Raw genomic sequence first — 25,384 nt, 5'->3', positions numbered from 1 at the left:
GAAACTCCAATGTCGACGGCACTTTTCCAGTGTCGATTTTGGCGGTGATTTCAAAAGGATACCGGTGATTGCGACGATATGGCCGATGTGCTTTTCGGAGCCGTCGACGCAAAGGCCCGCCATCTCGTGTTAGCGGCGGCCCGCGCGGCGGGCGCGATAGCTGCCGGGCGTCTCGCCCATTTCGCGCCGGAAGCGGCGATTGAAAGTTGACAGGTCGTTGAAGCCCGCCTCGAAGGCGATCGTCGAGATCGCCTTGTCCGAAGCGTGGAGCCGCACTGCTGCCCGGTGCAGCCTGGTCCTCAGCAGAAACCGGTAGGGGGTCATTCCGGCAATCTGCCGGAATGTGCGCAGGAAATGATACGGACTGGTCGCCGTCTCCCGGGCCAGCACGGCCAGCGAAAGCGGCTGATCGGCATCGATCTCGATACGCCGAACCGCCTCCGCGACCCGTTTTTGGTCGCGGCCGCTGGGTGTCCGCGCCATCTTGGTGCGCCCTGAGCTTGCGGCGACTGCTGCGCTGGCAATGCGCAAGCCGAGTTCCTCGAAAGCAGCGGTTTCGCCCACATCGCGCGCGGCCTCCGCTTCGGCCAGCAGCGGCATCAGCGCCGGCAGGGGCGGCAAGCGCGGCGTCTTGAAGGCCAGCATTCTGGCGCCCGGTACGTCCTCCACGATCCGTTCCATATAGGCCGGAGCAAAATGGAAGGAGAGGCAGCGGTCACCGGCGCCGTGCTCGTGGCCGCATTCGTAGCATGTGCCGGGATTACCGAGCAGCACCGCGCCTGGCGCGAGCATCGCGGTACCCTGGCTGGCGCGATAGCGGAAGGTGCCGCTGGTCACCGCGGCGACGCAGAATGTCCGGTGCTCCTCCTCGAACGGCCGGTCGCCGGCGCCGGCCGTGCACACCACGTCCGACACCTGCCAGCCTGGCCCCGAGGCAATGATCCTGTGGCTCGTCGTCATAGCCTGAAAGATAGCAATTTTTCCCAAGCGCAGAACCCTGCCCCGGCCTATCGCTTGCGGCCTCCTGACAGCATGAAGGCACCAGCCATGACCAACCAGCCCACTTTTACCGAAGCCCTGCACAGCGACGGGCCAGCCCCCGGCTTTGCCGAGAATTTGGATCTCTACGGCCGCTTCGTCGGCGCCTGGACTTTCGATGCCAGCCGTCATCTCGAGGACGGCACCGTGCTGACCGGACGCGGCGAGGTGCATTTCGGCTGGGTGCTGGAAGGCCGCGCGATTCAGGACGTCTGGATCCTGCCCGCGCGCGATGCCGGCCCCTCGCCTTCTCTCGGCAAATGGACCTTTTATGGCACGACCTTGCGCGTCTACGATCCCGGCGCAAATGCCTGGCATATTTTCTGGAGCGATCCGCGCAACCAGTATTACAGCCGCCAACTCGGTCGCGCCGAAGGCGACACGATTGTCCAAGTGGGCGCCGACGGCACCGGTTCCTCCGTACGTTGGAGCTTTTCACGAATAACCGAAAATTCCTTCCGCTGGCTCGGCGAGCGCTCGCACGACAATGGCGCGACATGGCGGCTCGAAGTGGAGTTCCTGGCGCGGCGCTCTGGCCGTACCTGATCAAGCAAGCCCGCGACGCAAACTCAGGCACTCCCTGCGTTCTTTCGCGTCTCCCTCGGCCCAGCCGGCTTTCGCAGAGTTCGCGAGCCGCCTCTCCCCAGCCGGTTTCCTCCGTCCCTGCTTTGCTCTACCAATGTCGGGATGCGGGCTCGGCCCGGCGGGAGGGGTGAGAGATGCCGAGTTTCGACAGCCTGTTCAACGCCTTCGTCACCATTCTGGTGACCATCGACCCGCCCGGGCTGGCGCCGCTGTTTCTGGCGATAACGCGCGGCATGAACCGCGAGGAGCGCCAGCAGGTCTCGGTCCGCGCTTCGGTCATCGGCTTCCTGGTGATGGCGCTGTTCGCCGTTGCCGGCGCCTCGATCCTGTCGGTGTTCGGCATCACGCTGCCGGCCTTCCGGGTCGCCGGCGGCTTTTTGCTCTTCTTCATCGCTTTCGAAATGGTGTTCGAGCGCCGGCAGGACCGCAAGGAGAAGATCGGCGACGTCGCCATCACCAAGGACATGATCCACAACATCGCCGCCTTCCCGCTGGCGATCCCGCTGATCGCCGGCCCCGGCGCGATTTCGGCGACTGTCCTGCTCTCCGGCTCGTTTCAGGGCTTTGGCGCCCAGGCGGCACTGGTCGGCATCATCTTCGTCTGCCTCGCCATCACCTATCTGGTGTTCGTGCTGTCGGAGCGCATCGACCGCATCCTCGGCCAGACCGGCCGCTCGATCCTGACTCGCCTGCTCGGCGTCATCCTGGCGGCACTTGCCGTGCAGTTCGTGGCGGACGGCATCAAGGCGCTGATGGCCTCATAGGCCGCTTATTTTGCCGTCGTGTCGATAATTTCGAAATCGTGGGTGATCGCGGCGGTCTTGGCCATCATGGCGGAAGCCGAACAGTATTTTTCGATCGACAGGTCGATTGCCCGCCTGACCTTGTCGCTGGACAGCGCCCTGCCCTTGACGATGAAATGCATATGGATGCGGGTGAACACTTTGGGGTCCGTTTCGGCCCGATCGGCGTCGAGTTCAACAATGCAGTCCTCGACCGCTTCGCGCCCCTTTTCGAGGATATGGACGACATCATAGGCCGAGCAGCCGCCGGTGCCGATCAACACCAGCTCCATCGGGCTCGGCCCCGGCGTTCTCCCTTCAGGGCCGAACGCGGTCCCCAGTACGACCTTATGGCCTGTGCCGGACTCGCCGACGAAGGTGCGTTCCTCGACCCATTTGATGCGTGCTTTCAACTGATATTCCTTCCACTCGGGATCACGGTCTGGCTTGCGCGACGCCGAAGACCACGTCGTGCATGATTCTGCCGGGCACGAGCGTAAAGACACCGGCACCCACCAGTGCAAAGATATACAACGCAATCATCGCCTTGCGGTGCTTGGCGACACGGTGATTGCGTGCATGCCAGACCGCCAGCGGCACCGTGACCAGCACCAGGATCGACAAGAGATGGATCGGGCTGAAAGGGCCAAGGAGCCGTATCTGCTGGATCCAGAAACTCGAGATGGCGACGGCCAGCATCAGCGCCGCCCAGAGATAGCCTATCGCGCGGTGGCGCAGCGTGCCTTTCGGCAGCGCCAGCTGCACGCCGCCTATCGCCAGCGCGGCAAAGGCCGCGAGCGCATGCCATGGGATCGGAGGACGTGCCGATAGGAGCGGTCCGAGCGACATCGCGCCCTCTCCTCAAATGCCCGTCACGCCGTGTCGACGCTCAGAACGGAATTTCGTCGTCCAGCTCGCGCGACGAACCGCCGCCCTTGGGAGCACCGCCGCCACGATTGAAGCCTTCGTTCGGGCCGGACTGGCCAAAATCGGAACCACGGCTGCCGCCGCCGGAATAACCGCCGACCTGGCCGCCTTCGCCCTGGCCGCGCGCGTCGAGCATCTGCAGCTCGCCGCGGAATCTCTGCAGCACGACTTCCGTCGTGTATTTGTCGGCACCGGTCTGGTCTTGCCATTTGCGTGTCTGCAACTGGCCCTCGACATAAACCTTCATGCCCTTCTTCAGATACTGCTCGGCGACCTTGGCGATGCCCTCATTGAAGATGACGACATTATGCCACTCGGTCTTTTCCTTGCGCTCGCCGGAATTCTTGTCGCGCCAGCTTTCCGATGTTGCGATGCGGATGTTGACGACCGGCTCGCCAGAATTCAGGCGGCGGATCTCCGGGTCCGCTCCGAGATTGCCGACCAGAATGACCTTATTGACGCTACCCGCCATGATACTTCTCCGCGCTCGTCCGAAACAAATTTTTGTCGCAGCACCTTACAGGTTGCGCACACCCGTTGCCTGCTGTGGCTGCCTTTTCCCACAAGGTTTTTGTTCTCTTTTCGTTCCTATATGCATCGCCGCTCATTGTCAAGGATTGGCAGCAATGCCGGAGCCGCCAGCTTCCTTTTATATGGGCCGCAAAAGACCGCTTGCCAAACCAATAAGTATCGACTTATGCTTTCACCATGATCGAAGCGGAAATTTTCCGGGCGCTGGCCGACCCCACCCGACGCGCCGTCTATGAACGCCTCGCCACCAGCGAGATGACGGTGTCGCAGCTGCGCACCGGCATGACGGTATCGCAGCCGGCTGTGTCGCAGCACCTGGCGGTGCTGCGCGGCGCAGGCTTGGTGGTCGAACGGCGGGCGGGCCGCAATGCCTATTACCGCGCCGATCCGCAAGGGCTCGACCCGCTGCTCGGCTGGATCGAACGCTACCGGACCTTCTGGCCCGAGCGCATCGAAAAACTGAAGACGGTTCTCAAGGACATGGACCAATGACGCACGCACCAGTGACCGGCGAAAGCCATGCGCGGACCGCCCCCGACGCGATCGAGTTCGAGTGCGATCTCCCCGAGCCGCCGGAAAAGGTATGGCGGGCGCTGACCGTGCCCGAATTGCTTGCGGCCTGGATGATGCCCAACGACATCAATCCTGAGATCGGCAGCAATTTCGCCTTTGCCGGGCCGGATGCGCCGATCGAATGCGAGATCCTCGATGCCGAGCCCGGAAAAAGGCTTCGCTATTCCTGGCGGGAACAGCCGCGGCCCGACGAGGAACGGAACCCGCTCGACAGCATCGTCACCTTCACGCTCGCCCGCACCGTTTCGGGCGGCACGCATCTGCATATTATCCATGAAGGCTTTGCCCGTGTGGCGACATCCGCCGCCAGGCCCATGGTGACCATGGCAGGTGTCGGCTGCCGGCTTTCATTCGCTGCGAGCGCCTCCGGCCGTACGGCCGCCGCCAATTCATTTTGCCTTCTGCAGCGCGCCGCTTGAGTGGCCGACACATGAGAAACGGAGAGAGACGATGACCGGTTTTGCCAATCTGGTGCCGATGGTGATCGAGCAATCGAGCCGCGGCGAGCGCGCCTTCGACATTTTCTCGCGGCTGCTGCGCGAGCGCATCGTCTTTATCAACGGCGAGATCAACGACGGCATGTCGGCGCTGGTCTGCGCCCAGCTTCTGTCGCTGGAATCGGATAATCCCGACAAGGAGATCTCGCTTTACATCAACTCGCCTGGCGGCGTGGTGACCAGCGGCTTCGCCATCTACGACACGATGCAATATGTCAGCTGTCCGGTGTCGACGGTGTGCATGGGCTTTGCCGCCTCGATGGCTTCGTTCCTGCTGATGGCTGGCACGCCGGGACGGCGCATCGCGCTGCCCAACGCCAGCCTCGTCCTGCACCAGCCGCTTGGCGGCTTCCAGGGTCAGGCATCGGACATCCAGCGTCACGCCGAAGGCATCCTGCGCACCAAGCGGCAGATGACCGAGCTCTATGCGCGCCATTGCGGCCGCACCTATGAAGAGGTCGAGCGCACGCTCGACCGGGACTATTTCATGACCGCCGAGGAAGCGAAGGCATGGGGTCTCGTCGATCATGTCTACGATACCCGCAAAAAGGCGGCGTGACCGGCACAAGCACGATGAATTGCGACGGCCCCGCCGTCCGGCGATTTGATGACCGCCGGTCTGGCCACCTCGGCGGGGCGGCGCTATAACCGGCCGATGATCGACAGCCGCTTATTCCAACCTTGGCGTCTTGCCGTCACTATTTTCGCCGGTGCGCTCATGCTGGCCGGCGGCGCCTTTGCCAACGACAGCCAGAAAGGCAGCCTGCCCGGTGTGGCCGGCGATTATCGCATCGCCAAGCCGGCCCCGCAGCCCGAACCCGATGACGCCTTCCCCGCCAACGGCAACGGCCGGTTCAAGATCGGCGATACCGATGTCAGGATTTCCGGCAGCATCACGGTCGATGTCGGCGCCGGCGGGATCAAACCGCCGCGGTAGCTGACATGTCGGGGCCGTCAGTACCTGCGCGTTCCCCCAAAAGAGCAGCCCCGCCGTGCTTTTAGCAAACGGACGGGGCTTTTCTGGATCTATAATCCAATCTTTCGCCGGGAATGTTTTACCGGCTTTCGATTTCGGATGCTTCGCGGCGTTCAGCCGACGATCCGACCAGTAGTCTCTGATTTTGGTGCATCCGGCAGGGTCACGTCGGAAGGCGCTCGCGTCTCCCTGGCATTCATGCCTGCCGCGGCTCCAGTCACTGCTGGAGCCTCAAGGGACTGTCCGGTGGCGTCATGCTCCACTCCTGTGTCCATTGCGACAATCGTCGTCAGAAGCACTGATCGCAATAGCCCGCGGCGTCTCGCAGACCGCCTTTGGGCGGCGAGGCCATCGAAAGACAGCCGGCTTCATTGACGTGTGGAGTCTGCTCCCCTCAGCCAGGGACGTCAACCGCTCGATGTCCGATCGGAAAAAATGTGATCGAGCGAGATATCCCCTGATGGGAACCACGCCGCCTGCTCCACCGCTTTTGTCAGGAGCGTGTTCGGTCTTTGTTCTTTCCGCTTGCCCGTTCGTGCGAAAGACGGTTAAACGACTTGGTCGAGAATTGTGGCGTCTCTCGACGCGGCGGCAAAAATACCTACATAGGGGACGGCCGGGGAAAACCCGCCGATCCCACAAATTCCAGATCTGAGGCGGCGACCGGCAATGGCCGACCATAAATATCTTTCCATTCGCGGGGCGCGCGAACACAATCTGAAGAATGTCGATCTCGACCTGCCGCGTGACAGCCTGATCGTCATGACGGGCCTGTCGGGCTCCGGCAAATCGTCGCTTGCCTTCGACACCATCTATGCCGAAGGCCAGCGCCGCTATGTCGAGAGCCTGTCGGCCTATGCGCGGCAATTCCTCGAAATGATGCAGAAGCCGGATGTCGACCAGATCGACGGCCTTTCGCCGGCCATCTCCATCGAGCAGAAGACCACTTCGAAGAACCCGCGCTCGACGGTCGGCACCGTCACCGAGATATACGACTACATGCGGCTTCTGTTCGCGCGTGTCGGCGTACCCTATTCGCCCGCCACCGGACTGCCGATCGAGAGCCAGACGGTGTCGCAGATGGTCGATCGCGTGCTGGCGGTCGAGGAAGGCACGCGCCTGTTCATCCTGGCGCCGATCGTGCGCGGCCGCAAAGGCGAGTACCGCAAGGAATTGCTCGAGCTGCAGAAAAAGGGATTTCAGCGCGTCAAGGTCGACGGCGTCTTCTATGAGATCGCTGATGTGCCGCCACTCGACAAGAAATACAAGCACGACATCGACGTGGTCGTGGACCGCATCGTCGTGCGTGGCGACCTCGCAACGCGCCTTGCCGATTCCATGGAGACCGCGCTGAAGCTCGCGGAGGGGCTGGCGGTGGCGGAGTTCGCCGATAAGCCGCTCGATGCCAGTCAGACGGGCGAGGATTCGGTCAACAAGTCGAAGAACGAGACGCATGAGCGCATCCTGTTCTCGGAAAAATTCGCCTGTCCGGTCTCCGGTTTCACCATTCCCGAGATCGAGCCCAGGCTGTTCTCGTTCAACAACCCGTTCGGCGCCTGCCCGACCTGCGACGGGCTGGGCAGCCAGCGCGCCATCGATCCCAATCTGGTCGTTCCCGACGAGAACGTCTCGCTGCGCGATGGCGCCGTCAGCCCATGGGCGAAATCGACTTCGCCCTACTACGTGCAGACGCTGGAGGCGCTCGGCAAGGCTTACGGCTTCAAGCTCGGCGACAAGTTCAAGGATTTGAGCAGGGAAGCCCAGGAAGCCATCCTGCGCGGCACCGGCGAGCGCGAGATCACCTTCCAGTATGATGACGGCCTGCGCTCCTACAAAACGACCAAGACCTTCGAGGGCGTCATCCCCAACCTCGAGCGGCGCTGGAAAGAGACCGAATCCGCCTGGATGCGCGAGGAAATCGAGCGCTTCATGTCGGCCACCCCCTGCCCGGCCTGTCGTGGCTACAGGCTGAAGCCGGAAGCGCTGGCGGTGAAGATCGCCGGCAAGCACATCGGCGAAGTGACCGAACAGTCGATCCGCAAGGCCGACCAGTGGTTCACCGACCTGCCGGCGCAGCTCAACGACAAGCAGAACGAGATCGCCGTGCGCGTGCTCAAGGAAATCCGCGAGCGGCTGCGCTTCCTCAACGACGTCGGCCTCGACTATCTCACCCTGTCGCGCAATTCCGGCACGCTGTCGGGCGGCGAGAGCCAGCGCATCCGGCTGGCATCGCAGATCGGCTCCGGCCTCACCGGCGTGCTCTACGTGCTGGACGAACCGTCGATCGGCCTGCACCAGCGCGATAATGCACGCCTGCTCGACACGCTGAAGCACCTGCGCGACATCGGCAACACGGTCATCGTGGTCGAGCATGACGAGGACGCCATCCTGCATGCCGACTACGTCGTCGACATCGGCCCGGCCGCCGGCATCCATGGCGGCGAAATCATTGCCCAGGGCACGCCTCAGCAGGTGATGGCCAACCCGAATTCGATCACCGGCAAATACCTTTCGGGCGAGCTCGAAGTGGCGACACCAGCGGTTCGCCGCGAGGCGAAGAAGAACCGCCGCCTGAAAGTCGTCGGCGCGCGAGGCAACAATCTGAAGAACGTCACCGCCGAAATTCCGCTCGGCACCTTCACCGCCGTCACCGGCGTATCGGGCGGCGGCAAATCGACCTTCCTGATCGAAACGCTTTTCAAGGCGGCCTCGCGCCGCATCATGGGCTCGCGCGAGCATCCGGCCGAGCACGACCGCATCGAGGGCCTGGAATTCCTCGACAAGGTCATCGACATCGACCAGTCGCCGATCGGACGGACCCCGCGCTCCAACCCCGCCACCTATACCGGCGCCTTCACGCCGATCCGCGACTGGTTCGCGGGCCTGCCGGAAGCCAAGGCGCGCGGCTACCAACCGGGCCGCTTCTCCTTCAACGTCAAGGGCGGCCGCTGCGAGGCCTGCCAGGGCGACGGCGTCATCAAGATCGAGATGCACTTCCTGCCCGACGTCTACGTCACCTGCGACGTCTGCCACGGCAAGCGCTATAACAGAGAGACGCTCGACGTGCTGTTCAAGGGTAAGTCGATCGCCGACGTGCTCGACATGACAGTCGAGGAAGGCGTTGATTTCTTCGCCGCGGTGCCCGGTGTGCGCGACAAGCTCGACACGCTGAAGCAGGTCGGCCTCGGCTACATCCATATCGGCCAGCAGGCAACCACGTTGTCGGGCGGCGAGGCGCAGCGGATAAAACTCGCCAAGGAGCTGTCGCGCAAGGCGACCGGCAAGACGCTCTACATTCTCGACGAGCCGACAACCGGCCTGCACTTCCACGATGTCGCCAAGCTGCTGGAAGTGCTGCACGAACTGGTCGACCAGGGAAACACGGTGGTGGTCATCGAGCACAATCTCGAAGTGATCAAGACCGCCGACTGGGTGCTCGACCTCGGCCCCGAGGGTGGCGATGGCGGCGGCGAACTGGTCGCCTCCGGCACGCCGGAAGCGATCGTGCGCGAAAAACGCAGCTACACCGGCCAATTCCTCAAGGAATTGCTGGAGCGACGCCCCGGAGGCAAGCGCGAAGCAGCGGAGTGATGGCGGGCTGGCGTTGGGAATCTCCGGAATGAAGATCAGGAAAGCCCTCGCCCCGGATGTCACCGCCGTCATGACTCTGACCACGGATGCCTACGCACCCTACACCGCGCTGTTGGGCGCGCCGCCGATCCCGGTCACCGAAGACTATGCGCCACGCATCGAACGCGGCGAGGCCTGGCTGCTGGAGAGCGGCGGCGACCTGGCCGGGCTGATCGTCCTGGAGCGGCACGAAGACCACGCGATGATCTTCTCCGTCGCGGTGGCGCCAGGATTTCAGGGCAAGGGCTTCGGCATCGCATTGTTGAAACATGCGGATCAGCAGGCGCGCCTGTGGGGCGTGCCGGAGGTGCGGCTCTACACCAATGCGAAAATGGAGCGCAACATCGCGCTCTATTTGGCCTACGGCTATCGCGAAACGGGTCGCCGGCCCAATCCCTACCGGCCAGGATGGGTGCTCGTCGACATGGCCAAGCCGGTCGACGAGGTCACGGCGGCCTGATTTTTCTGAACGCGGCCAGATTTCTGAAACGGGAGGACGACAATGAGCAAATCGGGAACAATCCGCGCCGGCATGGGCGGCTGGACCTTCGAGCCGTGGGACACGTCCTTCTACCCGGAAAAACTCCCCAAGGCCAAGCAGTTGCAATACGCCAGCCGGCAGGTACCGAGCATCGAGGTCAACGGCACCTACTATTCCAGCTTCAAGGAACCGACCTTCGTCAAATGGGCCAATGAGGCCCCCGACGGTTTCGTCTACTCGCTGAAGGGCAACCGCTTCGTCACCAACCGCCGCGTGCTGGGCGAAGCCGGTGAATCGATGATGCGTTTCCTTGGCTCCGGCGTCGCCGCGCTCGGCGACAAGCTTGGACCGATCCTTTGGCAGTTCGCGCCGACAAAGAAATTCGATCCCGACGATTTCGAGGCGTTTCTGAAGTTGTTGCCGGAAAGCCAAGACGGTGTCGCGTTGCGCCACGCGCTCGAAGTTCGCAACGACAGTTTCATCGTGCCGGAATTCCCGGCGCTCGCGCGCAAATACAAGGCGGCCATCGTCTATGCCGATCACGCAAAATATCCTGATATCGCCGATATCACCGGCGATTTCATCTATGCGCGGCTGCAGACCGGCTCGGATGACAATCCCGACTGCTACACGCCAAAAGGCCTCGATGAATGGGCGGCGCGGGCCAAGGTCTGGGCGGAAGGCAAGCAGCCGGCCGATTTGCGGCGCGCCGACCCTGCTACCGACGCGCCGGTGCAACCGCGCGACGTGTTCGTCTACTTCATCACCGAGGGCAAGGTGCGCGCGCCCTTCGGCGCCATGGCGCTGATGAAGCGAGTGACAGAAACCAGCTAAGCGGCAAGCCTCTGCGGCTATTTCCATTTGCATGAATTGCCGGCGTCAACAGCCTCTGTCGGAACCTCAAGGCGTCATCGTCGTTTTGCCTTGGTGGCGGGTTCCCGCGCGGGAAAACCAGCAGAAAAGCGAGGAAGGATGGCTGTCATCCTTATCGGTGCGTTTCTCATCGTCGCCGGCGTTGTGTATACGGCGGGCGCAGCTCTCAGGCGTGGACGGCTCAGCGATCCGGCACCTGCAGCTTCGGATCGACGGATGCCAAATCTCGCAACGTAGGCCCCGACGCTTGAGCCACGCCGCCGCGGCCTCGGTTTCCTAGGCGTGTCACAGAATTGGCCGGGTCTGCTGATGATGGCGGTCGGTGCCGTTCTGCTCCTGTCGGCGGTAGTCCTCTAACGCCGTGCAAGCTTGGCTTTTTCGCCGCGATCGTAACCTTATCGACACTTCCTTGCGTCATGACTCCAGCAACGTCAGGCTGCAGGGTCGTCGCGGGCAAGGAACGAGGGGCATGTCGCTCGACTACAACTCACTTCTGCTGGCGGTCGGTTTCTCCGCTGCCTGCCTGAGCCTGACGTTGTTCGGCACATGGCTCACCGCCCGCACCGACAAGTTCCTGCTCACCTGGGCGCTCAGCGCCATGCTGGTGGTGGGCGAGGTCTTCACCTATGACGCCTATATCGACGCGCCCAGGCGCGGCCTCGGCATCGCCACCTTCACCTTGCTGCTGGTCGGCTTCTCCATGATGCTGGGCGCCGCATACCAATTCAGAAGCGGCGGCTCGCCGATCCCCAGAGTTTTGATCGGCAGCGGCATTTCGCTGGCAGTGGCGCTGCCGCCCATGGCTCTCGGCTATGACGGGCTCGGCTTCATGTTCGAGAATCTGTTCGCGGCCCTGCTCCTGTTCGCAACCGCCGCCGAATACTGGAAGGGCCGCGCCGAGGCCCCAGCGCTTACCATCGGCGCCGCCGCACTCTATTCGGCGACCGCCATGTCCTTCCTGCTCTGCGCGACGGTTTTGGCATGGGACGGCAAGCTGATCCTGAGCCATGCGCCAAGGAACTGGGCCGAGGATCTCAGCCTCATCGTCGTCATCGCCAGCATGACCGGCATCGGCGCCTTGTCGCTGGCCCTCAACCAGGGGCGTCTGGCGGGGCATCATCGCCGCAACGCGCTGACGGATCAGCTGACCGGGCTGCTCAACCGCCGCGCGCTGTTCGACCTCTTTGGCGATTCTCCCGTCGGCGCCTTCACCGCCGTGGTCGTGTTCGACCTCGATAGCTTCAAGGCCATCAACGACCAGTTCGGCCACGCGACGGGCGATGAGGTGCTGAAAGTGTTCGCCAAGGAGCTTGCCGGCAACCTTCGCCCCACCGATGTCGCCGCGCGCATGGGCGGCGAGGAGTTCGCGGTGGTGTTGAAGCGGACTTTGCCCGAAACAGTGGAAAACACGGCCGAGGCGATACGAACCTCATTCGCCGCGCGCCGCATCGACACCGAGAACGGTCCCCTGACGTGCACCGTCAGCGCCGGCTTTGCTTTCGGCACCAAAGAGGGCCTGAGCTTCGACAAGGTGCTCAGCGCCGCCGACAAGGCGCTCTATGCCGCCAAGCGCGGCGGCCGCAACCGCGTCACCGCCTCTCCATTCCGGCGCGCTAGCTGACCAAGCGCATCAATGCCGTGCCCATCATTGTTGAATGGCCGAATGCGGCTTTTACGCCGCCATGACAATTTCATTGAAGGCATCGAGGTCGACATAGAAGACCTTGGTGATCTCCTCGATCAGCTCGTCGTGGTCATAGCCCTGGGACTTCAGAATGTTGATGGCTGTGATGATGTCGACGCGCTCTGTGAGCCGCCGCTTCTGGTAGTCCTCGACGTAACGTTCCATGGCTGCCCCTTGGCCTGTATGCCCAAACGCGTTGAACGACAGAGATCGCAGGGAGGATGCTAGGAACGCATGCTTGCGCGGAACTTGCCCGTCGCCCACCTCGATCTGCGACAAACCAGACTGATACGGAAGCGGCCGACTCACAAAGCCATCAGAAGACTAGCATGTAGTATTGAGCGTGCCAGCGGGTGTTGAAGAAAGATTGAGCAATCTTTCATCAGGAGATGGATTTACACCGTCAGGAACTTCCTGACATCCGCCCGGTCGAGATCTTCGGCAGGACCAGTATGGACGATCTGGCCGCGGTCCATGATGTTGACCTCGTCGGCGAGTTCGCGGCAGAAGTCGAGATATTGCTCCACGAGAAGAACCGCAATTCCGACCTGGTCGCGCAAATAGCGGATGGCGCGGCCGATGTCCTTGATAACGGACGGCTGGATACCTTCCGTCGGCTCATCGAGCACCAGAAGCTTGGGCCGCATCACCAGCGCCCTGCCGATGGCGAGCTGCTGCTGCTGGCCGCCGGAGAGATCGCCGCCGCGGCGGCCAAGCATCTGCTTGAGCACCGGAAACAATTCGAAGACATGCGCCGGCACGTTGCGGTCGGCCCGTTTCAGGGGCGAGAATCCTGATTCAAGGTTTTCCCGCACGCTGAGCAGCGGAAAGATCTCCCTACCCTGCGGCACGAATGCGATGCCCGACCGGGCGCGGTCATACGCCGCGCTCCGGTCGAGCGCCTTCCCCTCGAAGGCAACGCTTCCGCTCGTCAGCCTGTGGTGGCCGACGATCGATCTCATCAAACTGGTCTTGCCGACGCCATTGCGGCCGAGCACGCAAGTGATCTTGCCGGCGCCCGCCTTCAGCGACACGCCGCGCAGCGCCTGGGCGGCGCCGTAGTGGAGCGTGGCATCGGAAACTTCGAGCATGTCAGCGCCTTCTCCAGAACCGAAGGAAGGCAAGATCGAAGCGATGGAATTGCACCCGCCAAACCATGCTCATCTCCCCAGATAGACTTCGACGACGCGTTCATCGGCAGATACGAAATCGAGCGTGCCTTCTGAAAGCACCGAGCCCTCATGCAGGCAGGTGACCTTGACGCCGAGCTCGCGCACGAAATGCATGTCATGCTCGACGACGATCACTGAATGGTCGCGGGCGATCTCCTTGAGCAGGCGCGCGGTTTCCTCGGTTTCGGCGTCGGTCATGCCGGCGACCGGCTCGTCGACCAGCAGCAGCTTCGGGTCCTGCGCCAGGAGCATGCCGATCTCCAGCCACTGCTTCTGCCCATGGCTGAGATAGGCGGCGAGCTCGTCGCGTTTGTCGCCGAGCCGGATGGTCCCGAGGATGTCATCGATCCGCCGCGTCTCGGCGGGCGAGCGTCGATGGAACAGCGCCGGGAAGATCGAGCGCGGCCCCTTCAGCGCCAGCATCAAATTTTCCTCGATGGTGTGGCTTTCGAAAACCGTCGGCTTCTGGAATTTGCGGCCAATGCCCATCATGGCGATCTCGGCCTCGTCATGGCGGGTGAGATCGACCTGGCCGTCGAAGAACACCTCGCCCTCGTCGGGCCGTGTCTTGCCGGTGACGATGTCCATCATCGTGGTCTTGCCGGCGCCGTTGGGGCCGATGATGGCGCGCATCTCGCCCTTGTCCAGCACCAGCGACAGATTGTTGATGGCGCGAAAGCCGTCGAAGGAAACCGAGACGCCGTCGAGATAGAGAATGGTGTTCGACTTCGACATCGCTCGTTACTCCGCCGGCTGTGGTTCGAGGCTGGACGAGGACCATTCGCCGGGTGTTCTGGCCGCCGCCTGCACGACTTTGGACGGCGCGATTTCACCATCGGCGCCGGCCTCCTCGGCCAACGATGCCGCGCGCAGCGCCTTGGCGTTGCCGCGCCAGCTATCCCACATGCCGATGATGCCTTTCGGCAAGAGCAGCGTCACGGCGACGAACACGCCGCCGAGTGCGAACAGCCACAGTTCAGGCAGCACGCCGGTGAACCAGGATTTTCCGGCGTTGACCAGCAGCGCACCGATGATCGGCCCGATGATGGTGCCGCGCCCGCCGACCGCGGCCCAGATCACCACCTCGATCGAATTGGAGGGTTCGAATTCGCCCGGATTGATGATGCCGACCTGCGGCACGTAAAGCGCGCCCGCGACGCCGGCCATGACAGCTGAAACCGTGAAGGCGAACAACTTCACATTCTCAGCCCGCCAGCCGAGGAAGCGGGTGCGGCTTTCGGCATCGCGCACCGCCATCAGCAGCTTGCCGTATTTGGAGCCGACGATCGCCCAGGTGACGAAGACGCCGAGCGCAAGCATCACCGCGCTGGCCGCGAACAGCGCCGAGCGGGTCACGTCGGCCTGGACGTTGAAGCCCAGAATGTCCTTGAAATCGGTCAAGCCGTTGTTGCCGCCGAAGCCCATGTCGTTGCGGAAGAAGGCGAGCAGCAGCGCATAGGTCATCGCCTGTGTGATGATCGAGAGATAGACGCCTGTGACGCGGCTGCGGAAGGCGAACCAGCCGAAGACGAAGGCGAGCAGGCCAGGCACCGCGAGCACCATGATCGCGGCGAACCAGAAATGGTCGAAGCCGGTCCAGAACCAGGGCAGTTCCTTGTAGTTCAGGAACACCATGAAATCAGGCAGGACCGGATTGCCATAGACGCCGCGCGAGCCGATCTGGCGCATCAGATACATGCCCATCGCGTAGCCGCCGAGCGCGAAGAAGGCGCCGTGGCCGAGCGAGAGGATGCCGCAATAGCCCCAGACAAGATCGAGCGCCAAGGCAAGCAGCGCGTAGCAGAGATATTTGCCGGTCAGCGCCACGATATAGGGCGGAATGTAGAAGGCGCTCGTCGGTAATACCGCAAGATTGAGCAGCGGCACGATGATGGCCGCCGCCAGCAGGATGAGGATGGTGATGGCGATGCGGCGGTCCGCGCCCGCGGCGAAGAAGCGTCCCGACATCATGCTTCCACCGCCCTGCCCTTGAGCGCGAACAGGCCGCGCGGGCGCTTCTGGATGAACAGGATGATCAGCACCAGCACGACGATCTTGCCGAGCACGGCGCCGGCATAGGGTTCCAGGAACTTGTTGACGATGCCCAGCGAAAAGGCGCCGACCAGCGTGCCCCACAGATTGCCGACGCCGCCGAAGACGACGACCATGAAACTGTCGATGATGTAGCCACGGCCGAGATTGGGCGAGACATTGTCGATCTGGCTGAGCGCCACGCCGGCAATGCCGGCAATGCCGGAGCCGAGCGCGAAGGTCAGCGCGTCGACCCGTGGCGTCCTGATGCCCATGGAGGCGGCCATGCGGCGGTTGGCGGTGACGGCGCGCATCTGTAGGCCCCAGGGGGTGCGCTTCATCACATAGAGCAGCACGGCAAAGACGCTAAGCGCGAAGACCAGGATCCAGAGCCGGTTCCAGGTGATGGCAAGCTGGCCGACATCGAACGAACCCGACATCCAGGAGGGATTGCCGACCTCCTGGTTGGTTGGCCCGAAGATCGAGCGCACTGCCTGCTGCAGGATCAGCGAAACGCCCCATGTCGCCAGCAGCGTCTCCAGCGGCCGGCCGTAGAGGAAGCGGATAATGCCGCGCTCGATGGCGAGGCCGACAAGCCCCGCGACCAGGAAGGCAAGTGGCAGCGCGATGACCAGCGACCAGTCGAACAGGCCGGGAAACGACGTGCGGATCACCTGCTGGACGACGAAGGTCGTGTAGGCGCCGAGCATCACCATCTCGCCATGCGCCATGTTGATGACGCCCATGACGCCGAAGGTGATGGCAAGCCCGATCGCTGCCAGCAGCAGCACCGAGCCCAGCGAAATGCCATACCAGATGTTCTGTCCGGCGTCCCACAGGGCCAGCGTCGAATTGATGTTGGCGATAGCCGCCGTCGCGGCTTCCTGCACTGCGCCCAAGGCATTGGCCCCTGCCGAGGTGAGCAGCGATACCGCATCGCGGTCGCCGCGCGCGCCGATCAGGGCGATTGCCGCGAGCTTGTCGGCATCAGGCCGATCCGAGCTCAGGATCGACGCGGCACGAGCCTGTTCCAGCAAGGTCTTGACACTGGCGACCGTCTCATTGGCGATCGCAGCGTCGAGCGGCTCGATGTTTGCGGAATCGGGCGTCTTGAACATGGTGTCGGCGGCGGCGAGCCGCACGGCCGGATCCTTGGCGCCAAGCGTCAGCGTGCCCAGCGCATCGCGGATGGTGCGGCGCAGCGTGTTGTTGACCTTGATCTTGGTGATGTCGTCCTTGGCTGCTTCACCGGATGGCTCACCGCTCAGCGGGTCGAAAAGCTGGACCCGTTCGCCGCCTTCCTTGCCGACGAAGACCAGGGAATCGATCTTGTGGATGTAGAGATTGCCATCGGCGAGTGCCGCAAGAGGCCGCTCCACTGCCGGATCGCCGGTCGCCGCCAGGTCGTGAACGACAGCTCCCGTCTCCGAAAAACCCTTGGCGGCGGCGAACTTGGCGATGATGCCACGCAGATCGGCTTCGCCGGCGCCCGATGACGACAGCGTCGCCAGCAAGAACAGCAGTGTCAGGCCAAGTGCGCGGAAAAGGTTCATCGGCGTCAGGCGACTCTTCAGGGTTGAGTTGGACGTCCGGACGGCGAAGGAACCGTCCGGACGCTCGCGGTCATGGGCATGGACCTGAAGGTCCAGCCCGGGAGGATCAGTTTGTGCCCTTGCCGCCGCATTTGCCGGTGGCGACATTGAAGTTGCCGCAGGACAGAGGCGCCCGCCAATCGGAGATCAAGTCCTTGGAGTCGGGCAGGTAATCCGACCACTCGTCGCCCATCACCAGCCCCGGCGTGCGCGAGACCGTCTCGAACTGGCCGTCGGCCTGGATTTCACCGATCAGCACCGGCTTGGTGATGTGATGGTTCGGCATCATCGTCGAATAGCCGCCGGTCAGGTTCGGCACCGAGACGCCGACCATGGCGTCAATCACCTTGTCCGGATCGGTGGTGCCGGCCTTCTCGACCGCCTTCACCCACATGTTGAAGCCGATATAGTGGGCCTCCATCGGGTCGTTGGTGGTGCGCTTGTCGTTCTTGATGAACTTGTGCCAGTCGGCGATGAACTTCTTGTTCTCGGGCGTGTCGACGCTCTCGAAGTAGTTCCAGGCGGCGAGATGGCCGACCAGCGGCGCCGTGTCGAGACCGGCAAGCTCCTCCTCGCCGACCGAGAAGGCCATGACCGGGATGTCCTCGGCCTTGATGCCCTGGTTGCCCAGTTCCTTGTAGAACGGCACGTTGGCGTCGCCGTTGACGGTGGAGACGACGGCGGTCTTCTTGCCGGCCGAACCGAACTTCTTGATTGCCGAGACTTCGGTCTGCCAGTCCGAGAAACCGAACGGCGTGTAGTTGACCATGATGTCTTCCGCCGCGACGCCCTTGGCCTTCAGATAGGCCTCGAGGATCTTGTTGGTGGTGCGGGGATAGACATAGTCGGTGCCTTCCAGCACCCATCGCTTCACCGAGCCGCCATCCTCGCTCATCAGATAGTCGACGGCCGGAATGGCCTGCTGGTTCGGCGCCGCGCCCGTATAGAACACGTTGCGCTCGCTCTCCTCGCCCTCATACTGGACTGGATAGAACAGGATGTTGTCGAGTTCCGAGAACACCGGCAGCACCGATTTGCGCGACACCGAGGTCCAGCAGCCGAACACCGCCGCGACCTTGTCCTTGGAGATCAGCTCGCGCGCTTTCTCGGCGAAGAGCGGCCAGTTGGACGCCGGATCGACGACGACCGCTTCGAGCTTCTTGCCGAGCAGGCCGCCCTTGGCATTCTGCTCGTCGATGAGCATCAGCATGGCATCCTTCAGCGTCGTCTCCGAAATCGCCATCGTGCCGGACAGCGAATGGAGGATGCCGACCTTGATCGTGTCGTCGGCCGCCTTCGCGGGCGCCGACATCGACAGGCCGGCAGCGACCACGCCCGCCGAAAACATTTTTGTTATTGTCGAGAAATTACCCCTCATGCCTGACACTCCCAAGCTGATTGATTGCAACGCAACACTACGAAGCAACCCCCATGCCAATCGCCGAGGCGGTTTCGTGGAAGGAGTTAATGCTCAATATTATCAGTGGATTGACATATCGTGCTTAGAGAAAGCGTGAGGGCCGGTTAAAAATTGGTTGAGGGAAATTTGCGCAGCGCACACGGTTTTTGCCTAATTTTCGTCCAATTTCTCCAAATGCCTAGATTTTGATCTCCGGAAGCGGGCCGCACGCGACAAATATTGCGGTACGGCACACAAATGGGGCAAGTTCGCCCCTCAACCGAGCGACGTCATGGCATCCGGAATTTCACGCATCTCTACCGGCCTATTGTTTCTGGCGGCGGCGACCGGGGCGGCGCGAGCCGACTTCAGCGACGGCAAGATGCCCGACGGCATTTATCATTGCGAGGTCTACCTGCTCGGCATGTTCCTCAACCTCGGCGACATCACCATCAAGGGAAACGTCTATACCGGCCCAGTCACCTTCGGGACCGCCCAGCAGGGCTACAATTACCAGATGGACGCAAATGGGGTGATCTCCTGGCTGGGACCGCTCGGCGGCTACACCGCCGGCGGCAACTCGTTGTCCCTCACTCAGGCAACTCTGGATGGTCAGGGCCCGCCCTCGTTCGACATCATCATGAGACAGCCCGACGGCGCCTTCACCGCCTCGACCTGCACCAAGGGCTGAAAGTCGAGAAAAATGGCGCGGAACCCCGGTCGGGGCTCCGCGCCAGCAGGCAGTCGGGAGGTGGAACTAGATGCTTCTCGCTGACATTTGGCTGGCGATGTAATCGGCCTGCCGGATCGCCAGCGAGACGATCGTCAGCGTCGGGTTCTCGGCCGCGCCTGTCGTGAACTGGCTGCCGTCGGAAACGAACAGGTTCTTGATGTCGTGCGTCTGGCCGTGCTTGTTGACGACGCCTTCGGCCGCCTTCTCGCTCATCCGGTTTGTGCCGAGATTATGGGTGGAAGGATAAGGCGGCGTCGGGAAAGTACGCGTCGCTCCAACCACATCGTAGAGCGCCGTGGCCTGTTTGTAGGCATGATCGCGCATCGCCGTATCGTTGGGATGATCGTCGAAATGCACATCGGCGATCGGCATGCCGTGCTCGTCCTTTTCGTCGGCATGCAGCGTGATGCGGTTTTCTTCGCGCGGCATGTCCTCGCCGACGATCCACAGCCCTGCCATGTGGTCGTAGTGGTCGAGTGCGGTGGTGAAGGAGCGGCCCCAAGCGCCGGGATCGAGGAAGGCCGCCATAAACGGCAGGCCGAGCGAAAGCGTCTCGAATTCGTAGCCGCCGACGAAACCGCGCGATGGATCATGCCGCGCCTCGTCGCGGATGATGCCGGCCATCGTGGTGCCGCGATACATGTGCACCGGTTTGTCGAAGATGGCATAAACCGAGCCGGTGGTGTGGCGCATGTAGTTCTTGCCCACCTGCCCCGATGAATTGGCGAGGCCGTCAGGGAACTTGCTCGAAGCCGAATTGAGCAGCAGGCGCGGGCTTTCAATCGAATTGCCGGCGACGGCGACGATGCGGGCCTTCTGCTCCTGCAGCTTGCCGTCCTTGTCGGCATAGACGACGCCGGTCACCTTTCCCGAGGCGTCATGGTTGATCTTGACGGCCATGGCGTTCGGCCTCACCTCGAGATGGCCTGTCGCTTCGCCTTTCGGGATCTCGGTGTAGAGCGTCGACCATTTGGCGCCCCATTTGCAGCCCTGGAAGCAGAAGCCGGTCTGCTGGCAGGACATCCGGTCGTCACGCTCGACCGAATTGATCGCCATGTTGCCGGTGTGGCATTCCTTGTAGCCGAGCTTGTCGGCGCCAGCCTTCAACAGCTTGAAATTATTGTTGCCCGGCAGCCTCGGCCAGTCATTGGTGCCGGTGACGCCCATCTTGGCTTCGGCCTTGGCGTAATAAGGCTCCATCTCGGCCAGTGTCACCGGCCAATCGAGCAGGTTCGCGCCCTCCACCTTGCCGTAGGTCGAGGCGGTCTTGAACTCATGCTCCTGGAAGCGCAGCGAAGCGCCGGCCCAGTGCGTGGTCGAGCCGCCGACCGATTTCACGATCCAGGCCGGCAGGTTCGGAAAATCCCTGGCTACGCGCCAGTCGCCCGAAGTCGTGCGCTTGTCTTTCCAGGCGAGTTGGGCAAAGGAGTCCCACTCGTCATTGATGAAGTCGTCGAATTCGTGGCGAGCGCCGGCCTCCAGGATCACGACGTCGATGCCCTTCTGGGCGAGTTCATTGCCGAGTGTGCCGCCGCCGGCTCCCGAGCCGATGATGACGACCAAATTGTCGTTTTTCAGATCAAATGCTGCTGCCATGGTTTCCTCCCATGATTTCGATTTTGCTGGGTGGCGAGAGGAGCGGCTCAGAGCCACTCGATGTCGTCGAAGCCGCGCGCGATATAGCCGCCCTTGGAATAGGATTCGCCCTCATAGCCAAAGACCGGCCAGACCTCCTTCTGGTTGTAGAGGCTGACGACGAGGCCCCCGCGCACCGCCTGGAAGAAAGGCGTGGCTTCGACCTGCTTCAGCACTGCGACACGCTGATCCTCCCAACCAAGGTTCCGGTAGCCGCCCTTGCCGGACCTCTTGTCGAGATCGGCGATGCCGTTCTCGATGAGATCCCTATGTGCGGCATCCTTGCCGGCCTGATCGTCATGGCTCTTGACCGCGATGGCGTAATATTTGTCGGGAAGCTGATCGTGCGGGTAGACGTCCCGCCCCATTTGGATCAGCGTCGCCATCGTCTCCGGCTTCAGCGCCGACGTTTCGAGGCCCCAGGCATGTTCCGGGCTGATGACCGCGCTGCCGGAAATGACGAGCAAGGCTCCGACGCCGCCGCGCTTCAGAAGCTCGCGCCGCGAAAGCCCGGGCCTGCTTTCATAGATCGTGACCATATTTTCCTCCCTGCTTGCTGGTTGCATCCACGGGATGCCTTGGCTGGCGCCGCGCACACGCGGCCGCCATCTCTACTGGAACCTGCCTCCTCGTTGCAGAACCTCGATCCTGTAGCCGTCCGGATCCTCGATGAAGAAGAAGCGTGCGATCAGCGAACCGTCACGGTTGAATTCGACGATCTTCTTCGGGTTGAGGCCGAGCGCGCCGAGCCGGTCGTGCTCGCCGTCGAGATCGACGACCGAAACCGCGAGATGGCCGTAGCCATCGCCAAGCGCATAAGGCTCCTGCCGACCCTTGTTCACGGTCAGTTCGACTTCGAATTGCGTCTCGGCATTGCTGAGGTAGATGAGCGTGAACGTGTCGAAATCCAGCCTTTCGGCGACATCGAGGCCGAAGGCATTTCTGTAGAAATCGACGGAGCGGGTCTCGTCGAGAACCCGGATCATGGTGTGGATTGCCTTCGCCAAATCAGTCCTCGCCACTCGATGCTTCGAAGATGATTATGCGCGGCGACGGCAAAAGATGGTGGCAGCCGGTTACCACGCTCCGAAGATCGACTCGCCTGACAATCGCAAGGACGAAAGTCCGATTGCTGTTCAGCCGATTTTGCCGGAGAATGCTGTCGGGGACAAAGGCCGCGTCGCCTCTGGCGGCAAAAGCATCTGTCCACCCAAAATCAACGCCAAAAATCAACGAACGTGGGAGGTTGTCGGATGTGCAGGGTATTTGCGGCCCAGGACCCCGAAGGTTATCGTCAGATCAACCGGTCGATCCGCATCGACGGATATTCGACCAGCATCCAGCTTGAGGCGACGTTTTGGGCACTGCTCGACGAAATCGCCGAAAGCCAGGACCTGACGACGCCGAAATTCATCTCGAAACTCTATGACGAGGCCATCGAGATCAATGGCGAGATTCCCAACTTCGCCTCCATGCTGCGCACCACCTGCGCGCTCTATCTGCGCAGCCACCGGCCGGGCATGGAAGACCAGATGCCGCCGAAATGGGAAGCCGCCTGAAGATCCAGAAAAGTGCCCCCCGGCTTTGTGTTCGGAATGCATCAGGAACTGGGGCGGCTCGGCGGGCCTATCACGCACCGGGCCGATCGGCGGCGGCGATTTCCAGCGCCAGCCGCGTCATGTCGGTAAAAAGATCCTGGCGTTCCGCATATTGGGTCTGTTCGCCGCTGTCGATATCGTCGACCACCGTGCAGATCGATAGCGCACGGGCCCCGAAATGCCTGGAAATGCGATAGAGCGCACTGGTCTCCATGTCCACGGCCAGCGCGCCGGCTGCCTGCGCATCGGCAAAACGGGCGCGTCCCTGCGGATGGTGGAAGACGTCGCTGCATGCCGTCAGCCCGGCACGATGGTCGATGCCGAGTTCGGCCGCCTTCGCCAATGCGCGAGCAAACAGCGCCGGGTCCGGCCCGGCTGCAGCGTCATAGAGGCCGAAAACCTGACCGCTTCGGGCGCTTTCGGGCCGCACCGATTGCGAGATGACGAGGCTGCGTAGTTTTACCTCAGCGGTCAGCCCGCCGCAGGTGCCGGTACGGATCAAAGTCCGCACACCGTAGCCGTCCAGCAGCTCATGCGCATAGATCAGAAAGGAGGATACGCCGATGCCGGTCGCCTGGATGCTGACCGGCTGACCACGAAACAGGCCAGTGAAGCCAAGGGCACCGCGCCGGCGGTTGATGCAGCGTGGGGCCTCCAGGAATGTCATGGCCATCCATTCGGCGCGCTGGGGGTCGCCCGGCAACAGCACAATGTCGGCGTAGTCACCCTTGCTGGCTTCGATGTGTGGCGTCAACAGCTCGTCCCTGCCGTTTCATCCACAATCATGGCCTTGTCGCGGTATTGCGCAAGAGGCATTCGGGAACGCTAATACACGGAAACTTCGTTTCAGGACGACAATATCACGAAAACAAAGAGTTAAACCGGTCGGCGACTCTATCAAAGTCGTAGCGGTGGCGACACGCCGGAAGTGCTTCAGCTTGGAGGAGAACCGCTCGATCAGGTTGCGCTCGCGATAGAGCCGCCCGCTGAAGCAAGGCTTCACTTGGTTGCTCTTCGGCGGGATGTTCGGCCGGCAGTCAGGCCGAGCCGCCCCAATTGCAGGCTGATGAAAACGCGCGGCGCGTCTTCATCAGCCGACGCACTCCAAGCGCTCATGATGCGAAGCTGGTTGATCGCGAAAGCTCCTCCCACGCGCTGATTTCGCTCCGCATCGCGTCGAGCTTCTGGTCGACCAGCCCCAGCGCATCGTCGCCCAGGAACAGCCGTACCGGCGGGTTCGCGGCATCGACCAGCACGAGCAACGCCTGCGCGGCCTTGGCCGGATCGCCCGGTTGGTTGCCGCTCTTGGCCTGTCGCGCGGCGCGGATCGGGTCCATGACCGCGTCATAGTCGGCAATGCTGCGCGGCGTGCGATCCATCGAGCGTCCGGCCCAATCCGTGCGGAATTGGCCGGGAGCGAGCGCCGTCACCCGAATTCCAAAGCCTGCCACTTCCTTGCCGAGCGCTTCGGAAATGCCTTCGAGCGCGAATTTGCTTCCGCAATAGAAGGTGATCCCGGGCATGGTGATGAAGCCGCCCATGGACGTGACGTTGATGATATGGCCGCGACGCCGCTCGCGCATGCCCGGCAGCACCGCCTTGATCATCGCGACGGGCCCGAAGACGTTGGCGGCGAACTGGCGCTGGAGATCGTCCAGGGACGACTCCTCCAGCACGCCCTCATGGCCGTAACCGGCGTTGTTCACCAGCACGTCGATTGGACCCGCCTGCCGTTCCGCCGCGGTGACAGCCGCCGGGACCGTCTCGAAATCGGTCACGTCCAGCAAGAGCGGGTGGGCGCGATCGGGCGCGAGCGCGGCGAAGATCTCGGCGTCGGCTTCCCGCCGCACGGTGCCGATCACCCGATGGCCCGCTTCAAGCGCGCCTCTTGCAAATGCTCGCCCCAGCCCGGAGCTGACACCGGTGATGAGGAATGTCTTAGGGGTGGAAGTCATGGTTCACTCCGGGCTATGATTGAAAACTATATCATGATATAGATAACAGCATGACACCAAACAAGACCAAGGTTGCTCCGACCGCCACGCGGGGTGAGCCGCTTCGCCGGCGTGTGATCGATGCGGCGGAGCGACTGCTCCGACAGGGTAAGGCCGGTTTCTCGATGCGCGACCTCGCCACCGAAGCCGGAGTCAGTTTCGCGACGCCGTTCAATCAGTTCGGGAGCAAGGCCGCGATCATGCATGCCCTTTCGGGGCGGCGGATCGATACGATGGTCCAGCGCTTTGCCGGGATGTCACCGCCTGCCGATGCCGCAGGCCGCGTGCTGTTGGCCATCGATACGGCGGTCGAGGTGATGCTGGAGGAGCCGGGGATTAACCGGGCCGTGATGGGATGGATCGGCACGGCCGGCCCGTCCCCCGGAAAGGTCCTGGCGCACTCCACAACCTTGTGGTCGCTGGCCCTTGGAGCGGGCGAAGGCTTGATCGCAGCCAGCAGGCAGGAGGCGCTGCGCAGTCTGCCGGAACAGCTCGCATTTGCCTTTCGTGGGGTCCTGTCATTCTGGACCGCCGGCGAACTGCCGGATGAGGCGCTTGCCTGGAAGGCGCGAGAAATCGCAAAAACCTTGCTGCTCGGATTTGCTGAACGGCCGCTATTCGGCGATTCCGCCTCCTAAGCTGCCGTTCGGGAA

Annotated in this window: 28 protein-coding genes and 2 pseudogenes; 14 read left to right on the top strand and 16 right to left on the bottom strand. The window is 62.6% G+C overall.

Annotated features, from left to right (window positions below):
* Window positions 1-129 precede the first annotated feature (129 nt).
* Complete coding sequence (locus tag FJ979_RS27625) at window positions 130-960, bottom strand: AraC family transcriptional regulator (RefSeq protein ID WP_140584367.1); 831 nt, start codon at window positions 958-960, stop codon at window positions 130-132.
* Window positions 961-1,047: 87 nt separating this feature from the next.
* Here FJ979_RS27625 and FJ979_RS27620 point away from each other — a divergent pair, with 87 nt between their 5' ends.
* Window positions 1,048-1,584 (top strand): hypothetical protein, encoded by a 537-nt coding sequence (locus FJ979_RS27620; protein WP_140498831.1) that lies wholly within the window; start codon window positions 1,048-1,050, stop codon window positions 1,582-1,584.
* 173 nt (window positions 1,585-1,757) lie between these two features.
* Window positions 1,758-2,387 carry a MarC family protein gene (locus FJ979_RS27615; RefSeq protein WP_140498833.1) on the top strand — a complete coding sequence of 210 codons (630 nt, stop codon included), beginning with the start codon at window positions 1,758-1,760 and terminating at the stop codon, window positions 2,385-2,387.
* A gap of 5 nt (window positions 2,388-2,392) precedes the next feature.
* On the opposite strand, the gene FJ979_RS27610 is transcribed toward FJ979_RS27615, so the two are convergent.
* Genes FJ979_RS27610 through FJ979_RS27600 form a run of 3 tightly spaced genes read right to left on the bottom strand, consistent with a single transcriptional unit; the run spans window position 2,393 to window position 3,804 of the window.
* On the bottom strand, window positions 2,393-2,818 hold the full coding sequence (locus tag FJ979_RS27610) for an OsmC family protein (protein WP_140584358.1): 426 nt from the start codon (window positions 2,816-2,818) through the stop codon (window positions 2,393-2,395).
* Window positions 2,819-2,840: 22 nt separating this feature from the next.
* On the bottom strand, window positions 2,841-3,254 hold the full coding sequence (locus tag FJ979_RS27605; RefSeq protein WP_140584357.1) for a DUF2306 domain-containing protein: 414 nt from the start codon (window positions 3,252-3,254) through the stop codon (window positions 2,841-2,843).
* Window positions 3,255-3,294: 40 nt separating this feature from the next.
* Window positions 3,295-3,804 (bottom strand): single-stranded DNA-binding protein, encoded by a 510-nt coding sequence (locus FJ979_RS27600; RefSeq protein ID WP_140584356.1) that lies wholly within the window; start codon window positions 3,802-3,804, stop codon window positions 3,295-3,297.
* 236 nt (window positions 3,805-4,040) lie between these two features.
* Here FJ979_RS27600 and FJ979_RS27595 point away from each other — a divergent pair, with 236 nt between their 5' ends.
* The 9 genes and pseudogenes from FJ979_RS27595 (at window position 4,041) to FJ979_RS27555 (ending at window position 12,514) form a co-directional block, all read left to right on the top strand.
* The gene (locus FJ979_RS27595) at window positions 4,041-4,355 is read left to right on the top strand and encodes a metalloregulator ArsR/SmtB family transcription factor (RefSeq protein ID WP_140498842.1); all 315 of its coding nucleotides are present in this window, start codon (window positions 4,041-4,043) and stop codon (window positions 4,353-4,355) included.
* Entirely contained in the window at window positions 4,352-4,855 is a 504-nt protein-coding gene (locus tag FJ979_RS27590; RefSeq protein WP_140584355.1) for an SRPBCC domain-containing protein, read from the top strand. The genes FJ979_RS27595 and FJ979_RS27590 overlap by 4 nt, the downstream gene beginning before the upstream one ends.
* 31 nt (window positions 4,856-4,886) lie before the next feature.
* Window positions 4,887-5,492 carry an ATP-dependent Clp protease proteolytic subunit gene (locus FJ979_RS27585; RefSeq protein WP_140498846.1) on the top strand — a complete coding sequence of 202 codons (606 nt, stop codon included), beginning with the start codon at window positions 4,887-4,889 and terminating at the stop codon, window positions 5,490-5,492.
* 96 nt (window positions 5,493-5,588) lie between these two features.
* A complete protein-coding gene (locus tag FJ979_RS27580; RefSeq protein WP_140560963.1) occupies window positions 5,589-5,870 on the top strand; it encodes a hypothetical protein in 282 nt (93 codons plus the stop codon).
* A 708-nt stretch (window positions 5,871-6,578) separates the two neighbouring features.
* On the top strand, window positions 6,579-9,500 hold the full coding sequence (gene uvrA, locus FJ979_RS27575; RefSeq protein ID WP_140498850.1) for an excinuclease ABC subunit UvrA: 2,922 nt from the start codon (window positions 6,579-6,581) through the stop codon (window positions 9,498-9,500).
* 28 nt (window positions 9,501-9,528) lie between these two features.
* Complete coding sequence (locus tag FJ979_RS27570) at window positions 9,529-9,999, top strand: GNAT family N-acetyltransferase (protein WP_140498852.1); 471 nt, start codon at window positions 9,529-9,531, stop codon at window positions 9,997-9,999.
* 42 nt (window positions 10,000-10,041) lie between these two features.
* Window positions 10,042-10,854 (top strand): DUF72 domain-containing protein, encoded by an 813-nt coding sequence (locus tag FJ979_RS27565; RefSeq protein ID WP_140515303.1) that lies wholly within the window; start codon window positions 10,042-10,044, stop codon window positions 10,852-10,854.
* Between the two features lie 138 nt (window positions 10,855-10,992).
* A pseudogene (locus FJ979_RS33190) lies at window positions 10,993-11,250 on the top strand (hypothetical protein).
* 112 nt (window positions 11,251-11,362) lie between these two features.
* The gene (locus FJ979_RS27555) at window positions 11,363-12,514 is read left to right on the top strand and encodes a GGDEF domain-containing protein (RefSeq protein WP_140525359.1); all 1,152 of its coding nucleotides are present in this window, start codon (window positions 11,363-11,365) and stop codon (window positions 12,512-12,514) included.
* A 51-nt stretch (window positions 12,515-12,565) separates the two neighbouring features.
* Here the strand turns inward: FJ979_RS27555 and FJ979_RS27550 are convergent, their stop codons facing one another.
* The 6 genes from FJ979_RS27550 to urtA all read right to left on the bottom strand — a co-directional run bounded on the left by FJ979_RS27550 (window position 12,566) and on the right by urtA (window position 18,750).
* Window positions 12,566-12,742: a hypothetical protein gene (locus tag FJ979_RS27550; RefSeq protein ID WP_140498860.1), complete on the bottom strand. Its 177-nt coding sequence runs from the start codon at window positions 12,740-12,742 to the stop codon at window positions 12,566-12,568.
* Window positions 12,743-12,972: 230 nt separating this feature from the next.
* Window positions 12,973-13,668 (bottom strand): urea ABC transporter ATP-binding subunit UrtE, encoded by a 696-nt coding sequence (gene urtE / locus FJ979_RS27545; RefSeq protein ID WP_140525360.1) that lies wholly within the window; start codon window positions 13,666-13,668, stop codon window positions 12,973-12,975.
* 69 nt (window positions 13,669-13,737) lie between these two features.
* The gene (urtD, locus tag FJ979_RS27540; RefSeq protein ID WP_140584354.1) at window positions 13,738-14,484 is read right to left on the bottom strand and encodes an urea ABC transporter ATP-binding protein UrtD; all 747 of its coding nucleotides are present in this window, start codon (window positions 14,482-14,484) and stop codon (window positions 13,738-13,740) included.
* Window positions 14,485-14,490: 6 nt separating this feature from the next.
* Window positions 14,491-15,720 (bottom strand): urea ABC transporter permease subunit UrtC, encoded by a 1,230-nt coding sequence (gene urtC / locus FJ979_RS27535; protein ID WP_140584353.1) that lies wholly within the window; start codon window positions 15,718-15,720, stop codon window positions 14,491-14,493.
* Window positions 15,717-17,333 carry an urea ABC transporter permease subunit UrtB gene (gene urtB, locus FJ979_RS27530; RefSeq protein ID WP_140584352.1) on the bottom strand — a complete coding sequence of 539 codons (1,617 nt, stop codon included), beginning with the start codon at window positions 17,331-17,333 and terminating at the stop codon, window positions 15,717-15,719. The genes urtC and urtB overlap by 4 nt, the downstream gene beginning before the upstream one ends.
* Before the next feature lie 106 nt (window positions 17,334-17,439).
* Window positions 17,440-18,750 carry an urea ABC transporter substrate-binding protein gene (gene urtA / locus FJ979_RS27525; protein ID WP_140498870.1) on the bottom strand — a complete coding sequence of 437 codons (1,311 nt, stop codon included), beginning with the start codon at window positions 18,748-18,750 and terminating at the stop codon, window positions 17,440-17,442.
* A 313-nt stretch (window positions 18,751-19,063) separates the two neighbouring features.
* Between urtA and FJ979_RS27520 the strand changes: the two genes are divergently transcribed.
* Window positions 19,064-19,462 (top strand): hypothetical protein, encoded by a 399-nt coding sequence (locus tag FJ979_RS27520; protein ID WP_140498872.1) that lies wholly within the window; start codon window positions 19,064-19,066, stop codon window positions 19,460-19,462.
* A 66-nt stretch (window positions 19,463-19,528) separates the two neighbouring features.
* Here FJ979_RS27520 and FJ979_RS27515 read toward each other — a convergent pair whose 3' ends face one another.
* The 3 genes from FJ979_RS27515 to FJ979_RS27505 all read right to left on the bottom strand — a co-directional run bounded on the left by FJ979_RS27515 (window position 19,529) and on the right by FJ979_RS27505 (window position 22,146).
* Window positions 19,529-21,100: a GMC family oxidoreductase gene (locus tag FJ979_RS27515; RefSeq protein WP_140564484.1), complete on the bottom strand. Its 1,572-nt coding sequence runs from the start codon at window positions 21,098-21,100 to the stop codon at window positions 19,529-19,531.
* A gap of 47 nt (window positions 21,101-21,147) precedes the next feature.
* Window positions 21,148-21,678 carry a gluconate 2-dehydrogenase subunit 3 family protein gene (locus FJ979_RS27510; protein ID WP_140515296.1) on the bottom strand — a complete coding sequence of 177 codons (531 nt, stop codon included), beginning with the start codon at window positions 21,676-21,678 and terminating at the stop codon, window positions 21,148-21,150.
* Between the two features lie 72 nt (window positions 21,679-21,750).
* Entirely contained in the window at window positions 21,751-22,146 is a 396-nt protein-coding gene (locus FJ979_RS27505) for a VOC family protein (RefSeq protein ID WP_140498876.1), read from the bottom strand.
* A gap of 246 nt (window positions 22,147-22,392) precedes the next feature.
* Between FJ979_RS27505 and FJ979_RS27500 the strand changes: the two genes are divergently transcribed.
* Entirely contained in the window at window positions 22,393-22,698 is a 306-nt protein-coding gene (locus FJ979_RS27500; RefSeq protein WP_140498878.1) for a ribbon-helix-helix domain-containing protein, read from the top strand.
* Window positions 22,699-22,768: 70 nt separating this feature from the next.
* Here the strand turns inward: FJ979_RS27500 and FJ979_RS27495 are convergent, their stop codons facing one another.
* From FJ979_RS27495 to FJ979_RS27485, 3 genes and pseudogenes are all read right to left on the bottom strand, one after another.
* Window positions 22,769-23,491, bottom strand: coding sequence for a DeoD-type purine-nucleoside phosphorylase (locus FJ979_RS27495; RefSeq protein ID WP_140515295.1), 723 nt, complete (start codon window positions 23,489-23,491; stop codon window positions 22,769-22,771).
* 156 nt (window positions 23,492-23,647) lie between these two features.
* Window positions 23,648-23,767 (bottom strand): annotated as a pseudogene (locus FJ979_RS27490) (IS5/IS1182 family transposase); the annotation flags it as partial.
* An 82-nt stretch (window positions 23,768-23,849) separates the two neighbouring features.
* Window positions 23,850-24,692 carry an oxidoreductase gene (locus FJ979_RS27485; RefSeq protein ID WP_140584351.1) on the bottom strand — a complete coding sequence of 281 codons (843 nt, stop codon included), beginning with the start codon at window positions 24,690-24,692 and terminating at the stop codon, window positions 23,850-23,852.
* A gap of 50 nt (window positions 24,693-24,742) precedes the next feature.
* On the opposite strand from FJ979_RS27485, the gene FJ979_RS27480 reads away from it, so the two are divergent.
* Entirely contained in the window at window positions 24,743-25,369 is a 627-nt protein-coding gene (locus FJ979_RS27480; RefSeq protein ID WP_140584350.1) for a TetR/AcrR family transcriptional regulator, read from the top strand.
* The last annotated feature ends 15 nt before the right edge of the window (window positions 25,370-25,384 follow it).

This window comes from Mesorhizobium sp. B1-1-6 (assembly GCF_006443035.1).
Classification (GTDB): domain Bacteria; phylum Pseudomonadota; class Alphaproteobacteria; order Rhizobiales; family Rhizobiaceae; genus Mesorhizobium.
Note: the sequence above shows the minus strand (reverse complement) of the source record. Positions and strands in the feature narration are given on the sequence as shown.